Source organism: Vibrio sinensis (genome assembly GCF_003605645.1).
In the GTDB taxonomy this organism is placed as follows: Bacteria; Pseudomonadota; Gammaproteobacteria; order Enterobacterales; family Vibrionaceae; genus Vibrio; species Vibrio sinensis.
Window position 1 is genome coordinate 16,279 of sequence record NZ_QVMU01000009.1, and the last position, 12,054, is coordinate 28,332.

A 12,054-nucleotide genomic window follows, 5' to 3' on the forward strand; every position below is an offset into this window, starting at 1 on the left:
ATGTTTGTTATAATTAAAAATTGCACACCTGAAAAATATAGTGATGATGTAAATAAACAAGCTTCAATTCAAAGCTTTCTTGACGCTCATGGTGAAAGAAAGCATATCGTTTACTGCCCTAAAAAGACATGCTTAAGCATAGTCAATAGCGGTTTATTCGGAAAGATTCACAATAAGTACTCCAGCGATCTTTTAGATTTAAAAAATGAAATTGGAAGCTTAAAAAATATCTTCAAAGTAATTCTGACTGTAGATTTCTCATTAGAAGAAAAATATATTAGCAGCATAGTAAATGACAGTCGATTTGAAATCACCTCATCTTATCATTACTTATTATCTGATTCATTTAAAAATAGGTGTACGTTTCTAGCAGAAGATGAATCTGACTGTGAATTTTTCACTCTTATTGCTAAAACCATTGCTAAAATAGAGATAGGAAACTCCGTAAGTTTATCCTTAAATAATCTTGAAGGCGGAGGTTCAAGAACTCATAAAAAATACGAAACAATGCTTTTAGAAAATTCGTTTGGACTTTGCATTGTTGATAATGATAAAAAGCATCCTAAAGGATCAGAAGGTGATACTTCAAGAGCTTTTAAACCGAATAAAAATCAACGAGGTTATGCTATCAACCAAGAGTCTATTATTCTCGATTTCCACGAAGCAGAATGTATTATTCCACATGAAATATTAATCTCTGTGGTAGATCAATGTAAGATTGAAATCTTGGATAAAATTGAAACTTTCGAACAATCTAGCGATTATCAATTTCGACGTTACTTTGACCATAAAAATGGTTTTAGTTTATTAAAAGGTTGGGAATTAGACTCTCGCTATAAGCAACAATTTTGGAAGCCATTTTTTTCACGAGAACATTTGTTCCAAACAAAACCTTGTAAACCCGTGGATAAATGCATCAACGCAAAACACAACGTACAGTGTAACAAATGTATAGAAATAGGTGGATTAGGTGAAAAAATATTAGTCGATAGTATCGAAAAAATGAAAGTGGTACATCTTCGCCCAATATATCTTAGACTTACACCTCATATCAAATCTCAATGGGATTTCATTGGGAGAAAAGTTTTAGATTGGGGCTGTGTACTTTCCTTGCCGCCAATAAAATCATTTTAGTAATTATTTATTCAAGTAATCACTAAATAATCGTAGCGTATCCGATAAAAACCCGTCACTAATGCCTCATTCTTTTATAATCGAGTGAGGCACTTACAATTATATAAAAACAAAGATTATCAATATCTATAAAACTTACCTTTATTAGGTTTATCATCGAAATTACGCTGTAATAATCGAATCACAAGAAAATAGACATTATTTATGTAGAAGGGAATTGCTATTAAACGAGCAAAACCAGTTATATTGCCCCTCTGACTATCTATTCTTAAAGGTTTTAGAAGTACTGGGCTTACCACCCTCTATAAGCCGTCCTACTCGTTGTATTTTTGATTCAACGCTGACCTTTGAGCGTTTTTCATTCTGTAATAAGCGCAATTTATATTTTTCACGCAGTTCGTAATTAGTTCCTAGCTTTGTAATAGCTCCAGTAAGTTTGAGATAGCTGTGTTGCAATCGTTCTGTAAGTTCTCCAGCTTGTTCAATCGGTTCTTCAAGTCTTGTATTTGCTGCATTGTTGACGCTGATTGCTGTTCTGAAACTTCCGATAGTTCGTTCAAGCTCTTCTCTGAGCTTTGGTACTCGCTCTTCATTAGTTGGTGATTGTGGACTATCTCGTCTAAGATCATCTTCCGCTCCTCTTGATACTGCTGCTGAATTTGCTTTATAGCAGCTTGATAAAACTTGTTCTGCTTTTTCGCTGAATTCAACAATTTTTCGTTGGTACATGTCTGATCTTTTATTAATGTCGCTAAATTCGATGCTAATTGCTTCTCTATATGATTCATTCCGATCCTCTATAATTTCTTTGAGCCACTGTAGGACAAATTTTGCGTGTCGCTCTAACTGATGTTTTAGCGCCTTTTGGGCGATTCTTGCCGCTATTGCTTGCTGTCTTTCTAACTGCATGAGCATGTCTATCCCTCTGAGATTAGGGTTAAAATCAGGCATAGTTTGAAACTCTGATTGCAATGGTTGTGAATAGAAAGATGGTCGCTTTAACCATTTCTCGTTTGGTGGTAGGTAACAATGAATTGACCCTTTGGATTCAGCTTTCGGCAGTCCATAACGTCCTGTATTCGCTTTCGCTCGCTTGGAAATCATCTTTTGTAACCCAACCCACAATTCAGCTAAACGCTGTTTTTTGTCGGGAATTTGATCTTCTTTAATTAAGGATTCAGGTGAATCAAAAGCATCACTAAAAACGAAGCCTTTTAGTCGAATATTCGTTTCGCGATTCTTAAACCGAAGGCTAATAAAATTAGCCGATGTCTTTACGTTAACTAGCTCGATTAATTCTGAGTTCTCACGGTTTTCAAGTGCTCTGACAATGTCATCCCTACAATTAAATTTACCTCCAGTAACCATGTCTTCTACCCAGGCATTCAGCTTCTTTTTTAGCTCATACCGTTTTGAGTATTTACAATCGTCTCGAGTCAGTCTTCTGCGAAGTGAATCTGTAGGGCTTTCTAAGTCATGCTTTAAGTTTAAATAATCACGTAGAAGATTAAATGCTTTCTGGTGATTAGGAGGAGCTGGATTAAACGAGCGCCCTGTTCTTAGGTGAATACGTGGAATCAAAAAATGATTTTCGATATTACCTTGATGAGTGTGCCGCACCCAGTCAATCAAACGCTCTTCTTTAGGAATACCAGCAAAACACAGCTCTTCAAACAACTCTCGCCATTCTTCTTCGATATGAGGATTGTCACGTAACTTCTCTGTGTCTTCAAACGCATGAGCAATAACACCACTCACATACTTGTGAACAAATGGTGTTTGCTCAATGGCATACTCGACCGCCTTGCGATTTCCATTAATTGCCTCAGGCAATGGATCTCGTCTTTTACCTTTGATCTGTCTAAGAATATAGTCTTGCTCAAATAGAGTATCTGTATCGTTACTTTCTCGTGCATGGTCCCTTAACTTGTATGCCTCACCATAAGCCTCTTTCTGCTCATTAGTGAGACTGCAATATGCACCGTACAAGTAGTCGGTTGCGGCAGTTGATTTAGCTTGCCCTTTTCCAGTCGTTTTGAAGATTACTATTATCGCCATGACTGCACATCCAAGGGGTCAACTCTTGCGACTCTAAATTTGTGATCGACAAGCGGTTCAGCAAGAATACTCATCACCCTAAGATCGTGTTGTTCAAACGCTTTATTTAATTGATTGAGCTCTAGCAATATTTGAATAGCTTCTACACCCGACTTGTGTGTATTGCACCATTTTACTGCTTGGTTAAGAAGTGAGTTGAAGCGAACTCGCTCATTAATTACTTGTTGCATTTCCTTTCGCGTTTTATCAGTAAAAGGTACGACAATATACGTCTGATGTAATGATTCTGCGACTAGTTGCGAAACCGTTTTTCCCGCTTTTTCTGCTTTATATTTCCAGATTTTTTTATCAAGCAATGTACAGTTCATTTCAATTCGAGCTTTCTTCTCTTTACAATGAAAGCGATAAAATGCATCAAGCTGAGCTGATTTAAATTTTGTTTCGTTCTTTAATCGATTTTTCGTAATTCTGATATCATTTTTAAGCAATTGATCAATAGCATTTTCAAATGAACCAGCTAATTCAGCGTCTTGTAAATAGTACTCATCGATTAGCTTTTTCTTATACTTCCGTGTCATATTTTCACCTGTTTTTATATTTATAATAGGGGTTTGGGCGCAGCCCAAGCGTTCCTAAGCGGCAGCTTAGATACCACCAACCCGAATGAAATGTCATACGGGGTTGGGGTAACCTTGCTATTCAAAGAACTGATGACTGAGTTGTTTAGTGCCTTATCAAATTAGTTGCTTTGATGAAAAGCCACTTGCTACTCGTCTTTATCGCCATTGAACTCATTACTAACACTCGTGAAATCCGTATCGATGCCATCCAAAAACTCACTCGTGCTTGATGTACTATCGATGAGAGGTAAAGGAGGATGATCTACACATTTGTTGAATAGAGTCATGAGATTTTCATTGCTAGTTTGAAGTTGCTTCTTATCCTCAATAAGTGCCGCAACTTTATCGTCAAGAGCAGACACCCGTTCTTGCATTAGCGAGCGCTCTTTATCTTCATATAGTGCATCACTTAATTTCTGCTGAAGCTGTTCAACTTGTAATTGATACTCCATACAAAGTTGCTCTGCACGATCAAGTCTCTTTTCTAGTTGATCAAGTGATTCTGTCTTTGTTTCATTACTGCTTTGCAGTTCATCAATGAACTCAGCTAGCTGCTGATTCTCTCTCTCAAGTTCTAATATCTGCGCTTTAGCATGTTGAGAACGACTCTCGACCGTTTCTTGAACCTCATGGGAGAACTTGTTCCAAACTTCGCTCAGCACATTCGCACAAGTCACTTCGACTTGTTTCTCTAGTTCAATAAACCAGGCGTCTTTATCAGAACCTACATGCAGAGGGTAAAGATCATCAGTTAAAATTTTGAACGCAATACGAACTCTCGAAAAATCTCCTCCTACAGCTTTTTGTAGGGCTTTCGCCGATTGAGGGGCATTCTCGGGGTTCGAAAATGCAGCGGCATATTCTTGTATTGTTTTGCCTTTATCAGTAGATAAATTCGCTTGCCGCAATTGCAAATGAAACTCTGTAATCAAACGAGATAAGTCATGTCTTCCTTCCTGCCTTTCTGAGACAGGAAGAAAAGAAGACAGAGAGGAAGGCAGATTAGATGTAGTCATCTCTTATTCCTCCTTGAGCATATCTTCAATCACCGAAAATAGTTGTTCGCGGTGTTTTTCATCTTTTGCATGCTTAGCTAGTTGCAAGATGCTCATCAAATACAGTCGTTGATCAGATACCACGGGTTCTTTATCTTTCTCTTTTAGTGAGACAACTTCCAGTGGCACTACAATGCTATTTTGATCTTGCGATCTAAATAGACTATCAATTGTTTTATCCGCTTTGACTTGCTCTTTAATTAAGCTTGCACGATTACGCTTTGCATAGTGTTTCTCCACTATTGCAACGCTTCGATGACCAAGCAAAGAAGCGATCCACGCGAGGTTCGCGCCACTAATGAAATGATAACTTGCACAAGTATGCCTTAGCTGGTTCGGACCTCTGTGGTCAACACCTGCTTGCTTTAGAAACGGCGTGAAAAACTGCTTAGCAAATTGCTTGGGGTTTAACCAAGGCTGCCCTGTTTGCTCGTTGTAGAAAATGAACTTTCTTTTTTCTTTTTTGATCGTAATATTATCGCGTTGCACAACTTCGATATCTACTGCGGATAAATGCTTAGTGTATTTTTCCAATTTTCTCAGCATCAATGTGGCTTGTGCTGACAGTTCAATATAGCGATCTGATTCTGGTGTTTTAGTGACTTTATAGCGGTTCAGTGGTTTCGCAAGATCGATATGTAAGATTGCTTTCTCAATTTCATTATCTACAAAATACTCAACATTGCCCCAGTCAATGCAAATCAACTCACTAATTCGTAGAGCGGTCGCAGAGCCAAGAGCGACTGCAAGCTTACTCATGCTTCGAGATGTCGGCGTAGAAAGTAGTTTTTGAATTTCGTTTTTGCTGAATGGATTGGGCTCTAACTCCACAACTTTTACGTTCTTTATTCCTTCCATCAAATTAGATTTGAGTAAACTATCTTTTCTAGCTTTCTCGCAGATCTCTCGCAGATCTCTCGCAGTATCGTGTAGCAGCTATTAATTACTTTTCCTTTAGAGCCTTTGTTAAGCATTTTCAGTTTAAATTCATCAATAGTCGCCGTAGACATATCGCATACTCTGATTTGTCCTACGTGACTAATGATGTGCCGCGCATGAGTTTTCATTGATTGATATGTCGATTCTGCAACTTCGAACTTTTTAAGTTGTAAGTATTTACATACCGCATAACTCAAAGAACTAGTCGGATAATCATGCATCTCTAGAGACGCCTTCGACTTTCTTGTTCCTTTTCTTCTCGTTTGTACTTTGCTTTTTAGTTTTCTGTTTACTCGTTTTTTATGTTTTACGTTATTGATTACCATCTGCGGACCCTTTAATTAAGCCAACAAACCGTATTGCTCTTCTTGCGTAACAATTCCGAATTTTCGTGACGTAGTGATTTGCTTATTATGTGAACACAGTCGTATTTATTGATCAATAGCAAAGTCAGTTAACTTTTTTCTAAGTTATTGTATAATAAGGGAATATATTTGAAATTCAAATATATTCATACTGATGTAACTAACTGTTTTAACTCAAGTATCATTTATGATGAATGGGAAAACTCAATATGAAACAAAATATTTTGCATCCTAAAAATGTGATATTTGTCACATAAAATATTGCCATTAAATTCACGTATTGAGGTTAATTCCCTGTATTCAGGCTCACTAATCCATCGACTTACGTAATTTGAACTGAGTAAACGCATTAATGATAATAAACACAGTAGGATACAATTAATAACAATATGACGTTTTATTTGAGACGATTCACTCGTTTCTATTATTTGCATCTTCAAAGTTTGCCCACTGAAGTTCTAAACTAATATCTTAATCACGTAAGATGGATGTTAATGATGAAAGCAGTATTGATTGCGATCTGGCTAATGTTAGGACTGGCTACTTCAAGTTTTGCCAGTAATTCAGCATTCAGTAGTAATAATAGTTCTTCGGCATTTACTGATACATCTACACCTAAAATTCACTCTACCAGTACACAAAACCAAGTTGTGGTTACATTGCCAAGCAATTATGATGCATCGGATATAGTCAAGGTAGAAGTGAACGATCACAGCTATTTAGCGGTTTATTTCCATAGCCATGTGTCAGGTAGAGTTGATAGTGTTTGGTGCGCAAGATAGACAAACGACGGACTAGAAAAAACTAATAATGCGCACAAACCCGTCACTAAGCCTCTTTGTGAGGCAGGCATTGCTGCATTTAGAAAAGCGCAACGATCCCAGTAAATTTCCCACAAGTAGCGATTTCTTATTTGCCACAACGCTACGATCTAGTAACCCATGTCAGACCGATATGTTCTGGCACGTTTTTGTCCCATTATTCGTTAAACTAAATACTCTACAAATATTAGGGGCGTGCGTTTTCCCTATCAACTCTAATCCGATGGAAGAAAAAAAGTGACCTAACGTCGTTGTTGCGGGGCTTATGCTCGGCTCACCATAAGTCTTTTGTGTACACGGATATCAGACCAATCAACGAGAACGACTGACATGGGGTTGCCCGCACAAATAAAGCTAGCATGCCAGCGGTAAACGTGATTCTCTCCCGATGCAAGTGGCGGTTACATAAAAGACGATCCATCCGCTTACTTTTGTGCTTTGTTCTAGCTTGGAGTCCTGTGAATAAGTATATTTTTGATTTAAAACCGACATCAACATGAAAGTTAGTAGTATGATTTTGCTATGTATACCGTAACTAAAGAGTAATAAGCGTGAATTACTACAACAACAACGCGCAAGAGTTTTATAACGGTACCGTCAACGTAGAGATGCAGAGCTTATATAATGAGTTCTTACCGTTAATCCCTAAAGGTGGCGCTATCCTTGATGCTGGTTGCGGCTCGGGAAGGGACACTCTTGCATTTAAGTCTCAAGGCTTTAGAGTCCATTCTATAGATGCCAGCGCTGAACTTGCTCAGTTGGCGGAGGCTCTGATAAAGCAACCCGTGGAAGTGACAACCTTTCAACAGTTCAGCGCCTCTGTTCAGTTCGATGCAGTATGGGCGTGTGCCTCTCTGTTACATGTTCCCTTTGATGAGCTGCCACTCGCATTTAGTAATCTTGCGATCCCGTTAAATGAAGGTGGCGTGTTTTATTGTTCTTTCAAATATGGCGATGATGAAGTTGAACGCAATGGGCGCTTCTTTACCAACCTAGATGAAGCTCGTCTTAACAGCATATTGGCTACGACATCGCTTACCGCTCAAAAACTTTGGATAACGGGTGACCTGCGTAAAGGACGCGAGAAAGAGCAGTGGTTAAATGCAATATTGGTGAAGGGCTAGATGAACTTTACGAACGAAGATTATTTTAAGGGAATTGTCTTATTTGGGCTAAATGCAGCCACTTACAAGATGGCATTGGCTCAAACGCTTCTTAAAGCTTCACGGGAGGGGAAAACCGAGCTTTCTTGGGAAGAGCTATCAACCACTTACTTTGACGCCTATAAAGCACGGCTGGCGGCTAACTCAATGCCGCAGCAGGGCAATCCTAACCGTTTAACGAAGATGGAACGCATCATTAAAGAGCATGAGCTAGGCGTTTTAACTAGTAATCAAGCTATCGATAAGGTGGCGGATACGGCTTTTGATGACGTGGTTCCGAGATTCCAAACTATCGGCTCTGACAAAAATATTGTCGCAAGCTATTTCTACGATATAGAGAAAGGTAAGAAGCTTGTTTTGAAAGACTCGCTACTGTCATTGACTGAACCGCAAATAAACACACTTCAACAAGAAGTTCATGCGCGTTGGGGGTTGCTAGAGGGCGCGTTTAGCATTAATCAAACAAACTTTGAGCTTGCCAATAACATACGAGAGATATATCTAAAAAATGGTCATGAGCGCAAAGCACTGACTCACAACATACCGTTTCTATCTGGCTATCAAGGAAACGTCTGTTTCTACTGTGGTGAACCAATGGATGATAATATTCATGTGGATCATGTTCTGCCCAGACAAGTAATTAATCATGATGAAATATGGAATCTAGTACTCTCTCACGGTGACTGTAACTTGTTGAAGTCAGATCGCTTAGTGGGGCAGCATTTTGTGGAGAAGCTCATTGCCCGAAACGAAAACATCATGGGAAGTAACCACCCTTGGAAAGCGAAAATTCAAAGCACACTAGGGTCAACTCCGAAAAAGCGTGCAAGTAACCTAAACATGCATTACGACAACATAAAATCGGTGTTAGGTCGATATTATTGGGGCGGTTCCGACTCATATAACCCAGCGAGCGACCCATTTTACCGAAGGTTGATTACTGCCCTCAATAATAAGTGAAGCAGCTTGGGGGTTAACAACAGGTAAGATATCCTTGCCTGTTGACTCAGAATTGCCCCATTATGAGTTAGTGTTGTTTCAATTCACCTTATCTACAGACACAACTTGACCAAGTTTTTCTCATGTATAACTATGTAATCAATTGAGTATTTAGAGCTTAAGTTAGCTACTAAAAGATTGGTGTATTTAGTCAAACTAGCGAGGGAAAAGTGAGCGATTCTATAACCATAAAAGGGGTTACTAGCTACCACCCTACCACACCACAAATTATCGATATATCAAAGCAGAATACGTTGATTTTTGGCTTAAATGGAGCAGGTAAGTCCACAATTTCTAATTTCTTGTATGATAGAGAAAAATTCGATAGTTGCAGTCTTAATGTTGAAGGGAGTTTTACCCCTATAGTGTACAACCAAGCCTTTGTAGAGCAACACTTTGTAAAAAGCTCAATGCAGGAAGGCGTATTCACATTGAGCAAAGACAATGCAGATCTTGAAGCAAGAATTGCTGAAAAATCAAAATTGAGGGAAAAGCTTTTAGAATTATACAACGGGATCAAAGCCAAGATATCAGAAGCCGAAACGGCTCAAGGAAAGGCGACGGATTCTGCTATCGAAGAAGTATTTAAACAAAAAAATATCATTGAGAAAACATCTCTTGCGCCGTTTCTTGAAGGGTTTAAAAGACCTAAAAGTAATTTTTACAAACAAGTAAAGTCTCAAAAAGGGGTATCCCAAGACTCCATAGAAAGCCTTCAAGCTGAGTATGATTCCCTAACCCAATCTGATAAAGCACTACCAACATTAATTGAGCTACCTTCCCCACCAAGCCTAAGCATTGAAGAAACAACCATCCTTTCTGAACCAATTGTAGGTTCATCAAGTAGTCAGCTCACAGAGTTTATCACTGAACTCAACAACCAAAATTGGGTTAAGAATGGTAAAGATAGCTACTTAGCAGAAGAGCAAACAAAATGCCCTTTTTGTCAGAAAGATACGATAGATGACACCTTTCGCTCTGAGCTTGCTGCATTATTTGATAAAACATATGACTCCAACGTGCAAAAAGTAGAAGCTATCTCGAAGTCTTACGGCGATGCGGTAACGAACTATATAACATCCATCCAAGCTGCGTTTATCAATTGCTCGTTATATGACCCAAACTTACATAAGGTTGACCCAGTTATTGCTCTTCTAGAGCGTGTCTATCAAGACAACCTAGACCTGATTAAATCCAAGATAGAAAAACCAAGCTTATCTATTGAAATCATTGATTATCAGGAGAAATCAGCCCCTTTAATGAGTATCTCTGAAGAGATCAATGCAGCCGTTAAAGTGATAATAATAAAGGCAAGAAAATTCAAGGAAAGCAAAAAAGACATCCAAGACAGGATGTGGGATTCAGTTAGATATCATACTGAGTCTATTTTTTCATTGGAAAAGCGTTTGATAGATGAAAAAGATAGTGACATCAAACAACTAAATGCAGACTTGAAAAGAGTGAAACTGGTTGGTCAAAAAGTTGCTAGCAGAATCAGTTACCTTCGCTCAAAAACGTCAAATATTGACGATACCATTGAAAGAATTAATATAAATTTGAAGAGTCTAGGTCTAACGAGCTTTGAAATTGTCTCATCAACTGACCCAGAGCAACAAAATTACTTTGTACTTAGCCGAGGGGAAAAGACCAATGAAGGAAAAGAAGTGTTTAAGTCCCTCAGTGAAGGAGAAAAAACACTGATAACCTTCTTATACTTTATCGAGAAATGCAACGGCAGTATGAGTAAGGATTCAGATATTGCTGATAAAGAAAAACTGATCGTTATCGATGACCCTATTTCTAGTCTCTCTCAAAACTATATCTATGACATAGCCTCTCTGACCCACACCAAAATCATTAAAGGTAATAAGTTCAAAAAGGTCATTGTGCTAACCCATAGCTTGTTTTTCTATCAAGAGCTATTGAAGCTAGCTCCACAAGGTAAAGACAAAAAGGGCAATGATAGGTTCAATGATAAATACTCACTATATCGCTTAAATAAAAAGCAATACACCAATGTACAACCAATGAATAAAGGTGAGCTAAAAAATGATTATCAGTCTTTATGGCAAATAATCAAAGATGTCATTGAGGGCAGTGCCAATCCTGTCGTTTTACCCAATGTGATGCGAAACATAATTGAGTATTATTTCGGTTTTGTACACAAGAGAGACAAGCTATCTGACATCCTAAATGAATTAGCAGAAAAAGAGCCAGAGCAAGGACACAAAGCTTTTTATCGCTACATTAATAGGAGTTCACACTCCGATCCAACGAACATTGGTTTGATGGTCGAAGTTGAACCTCAAGCGTACTTGGAAAGATTCAAGTCTATATTTATAGAGAGTCAAGACGAGGAACATTACCACTGTATGATGGAGTCATAGTGGTTACCACTGAGGTATTCAATCAACTTATCGTCTTGGCAGCGATCGGCGGTGTTTACACACTACCTCGAGCTTGCCTAGACGAAATCGAGTGTACTGACGTACATCAACAATTTTCTGTCTCATCGGCAAAATCTCCACTGAGTGCCTGTGCTTGCCACAGGCAGCCTCATCACACAATGTAATAAGCTACTTCGGTTCAGTAGGCTGGAGAATTACCAAAGTGGTAACGAAACAAGTTTAATATACTTCGCTTTTTGTGTAAATCGCTTACGTGACCTGAGTGAGACCGATTTTAGTTACTCTCACAAATCTGAGTTATTTAGGATAAGGAGCAGGACACACTTTTCTTGCTATTAATTGACCTATTTCTCCTAATGATTCAATATGGCTCTGATTGAATAATGTGGTTCTGCATCTGTCTAGTGAGTAGGTTGCTATTCAATCTATGAGTAAATTTTTATACTTTACAATGATAGACCTACTTACAAGTAACATTGTGTTTTTGAACCT

10 protein-coding genes and 1 pseudogene are annotated in these 12,054 nt (G+C 38.4%); 6 read left to right on the plus strand and 5 right to left on the minus strand.

Annotated elements, in window-relative coordinates; translation table 11 throughout:
- Nucleotides 1-1,134, plus strand: a complete 1,134-nt coding sequence (locus tag DZ860_RS11315) for a hypothetical protein (protein ID WP_120031321.1) — start codon at nucleotides 1-3, stop codon at nucleotides 1,132-1,134.
- 258 nt (nucleotides 1,135-1,392) lie between these two features.
- Here the strand turns inward: DZ860_RS11315 and DZ860_RS11320 are convergent, their stop codons facing one another.
- From DZ860_RS11320 to DZ860_RS11335, 4 genes are all read right to left on the minus strand, one after another.
- Entirely contained in the window at nucleotides 1,393-3,192 is a 1,800-nt protein-coding gene (locus DZ860_RS11320; RefSeq protein WP_120031323.1) for a relaxase family protein, read from the minus strand.
- Nucleotides 3,183-3,770 carry a plasmid mobilization protein gene (locus tag DZ860_RS11325; protein ID WP_120031325.1) on the minus strand — a complete coding sequence of 196 codons (588 nt, stop codon included), beginning with the start codon at nucleotides 3,768-3,770 and terminating at the stop codon, nucleotides 3,183-3,185. The genes DZ860_RS11320 and DZ860_RS11325 overlap by 10 nt, the downstream gene beginning before the upstream one ends.
- 188 nt (nucleotides 3,771-3,958) lie before the next feature.
- Nucleotides 3,959-4,828 (minus strand): hypothetical protein, encoded by an 870-nt coding sequence (locus DZ860_RS11330; protein WP_120031327.1) that lies wholly within the window; start codon nucleotides 4,826-4,828, stop codon nucleotides 3,959-3,961.
- A 3-nt stretch (nucleotides 4,829-4,831) separates the two neighbouring features.
- Nucleotides 4,832-5,725, minus strand: coding sequence for a tyrosine-type recombinase/integrase (locus DZ860_RS11335; RefSeq protein ID WP_120031328.1), 894 nt, complete (start codon nucleotides 5,723-5,725; stop codon nucleotides 4,832-4,834).
- Nucleotides 5,726-6,665: 940 nt separating this feature from the next.
- Here DZ860_RS11335 and DZ860_RS11345 point away from each other — a divergent pair.
- The gene (locus DZ860_RS11345; protein ID WP_133305442.1) at nucleotides 6,666-6,953 is read left to right on the plus strand and encodes a hypothetical protein; all 288 of its coding nucleotides are present in this window, start codon (nucleotides 6,666-6,668) and stop codon (nucleotides 6,951-6,953) included.
- Between the two features lie 305 nt (nucleotides 6,954-7,258).
- On the opposite strand, the pseudogene DZ860_RS11350 reads toward DZ860_RS11345, so the two are convergent.
- A pseudogene (locus tag DZ860_RS11350) lies at nucleotides 7,259-7,443 on the minus strand (IS4 family transposase); the annotation flags it as partial.
- Nucleotides 7,444-7,537: 94 nt separating this feature from the next.
- On the opposite strand from DZ860_RS11350, the gene DZ860_RS11355 reads away from it, so the two are divergent.
- The 4 genes from DZ860_RS11355 to DZ860_RS24430 all read left to right on the plus strand — a co-directional run bounded on the left by DZ860_RS11355 (nucleotide 7,538) and on the right by DZ860_RS24430 (nucleotide 11,726).
- On the plus strand, nucleotides 7,538-8,116 hold the full coding sequence (locus DZ860_RS11355; protein ID WP_120031334.1) for a class I SAM-dependent methyltransferase: 579 nt from the start codon (nucleotides 7,538-7,540) through the stop codon (nucleotides 8,114-8,116).
- Nucleotides 8,117-9,115: an HNH endonuclease gene (locus DZ860_RS11360; RefSeq protein ID WP_120031336.1), complete on the plus strand. Its 999-nt coding sequence runs from the start codon at nucleotides 8,117-8,119 to the stop codon at nucleotides 9,113-9,115.
- A 209-nt stretch (nucleotides 9,116-9,324) separates the two neighbouring features.
- Complete coding sequence (locus tag DZ860_RS11365; protein WP_120031338.1) at nucleotides 9,325-11,541, plus strand: AAA family ATPase; 2,217 nt, start codon at nucleotides 9,325-9,327, stop codon at nucleotides 11,539-11,541.
- The gene (locus DZ860_RS24430) at nucleotides 11,541-11,726 is read left to right on the plus strand and encodes a hypothetical protein (protein ID WP_165862894.1); all 186 of its coding nucleotides are present in this window, start codon (nucleotides 11,541-11,543) and stop codon (nucleotides 11,724-11,726) included. Before DZ860_RS11365 ends, DZ860_RS24430 begins: the two co-directional genes overlap by 1 nt.
- Nucleotides 11,727-12,054: the final 328 nt, after the last annotated feature.

Coding starts and splice junctions, on each gene's coding strand:
- DZ860_RS11315 (WP_120031321.1), top strand. CDS start 1: ATGTTTGTTATAATTAAAAATTGCACACCTGAAAAATATAGTGATGAT.
- DZ860_RS11320 (WP_120031323.1), bottom strand. CDS start 3,192: ATGGCGATAATAGTAATCTTCAAAACGACTGGAAAAGGGCAAGCTAAA.
- DZ860_RS11325 (WP_120031325.1), bottom strand. CDS start 3,770: ATGACACGGAAGTATAAGAAAAAGCTAATCGATGAGTACTATTTACAA.
- DZ860_RS11330 (WP_120031327.1), bottom strand. CDS start 4,828: ATGACTACATCTAATCTGCCTTCCTCTCTGTCTTCTTTTCTTCCTGTC.
- DZ860_RS11335 (WP_120031328.1), bottom strand. CDS start 5,725: ATGGAAGGAATAAAGAACGTAAAAGTTGTGGAGTTAGAGCCCAATCCA.
- DZ860_RS11345 (WP_133305442.1), top strand. CDS start 6,666: ATGATGAAAGCAGTATTGATTGCGATCTGGCTAATGTTAGGACTGGCT.
- DZ860_RS11360 (WP_120031336.1), top strand. CDS start 8,117: ATGAACTTTACGAACGAAGATTATTTTAAGGGAATTGTCTTATTTGGG.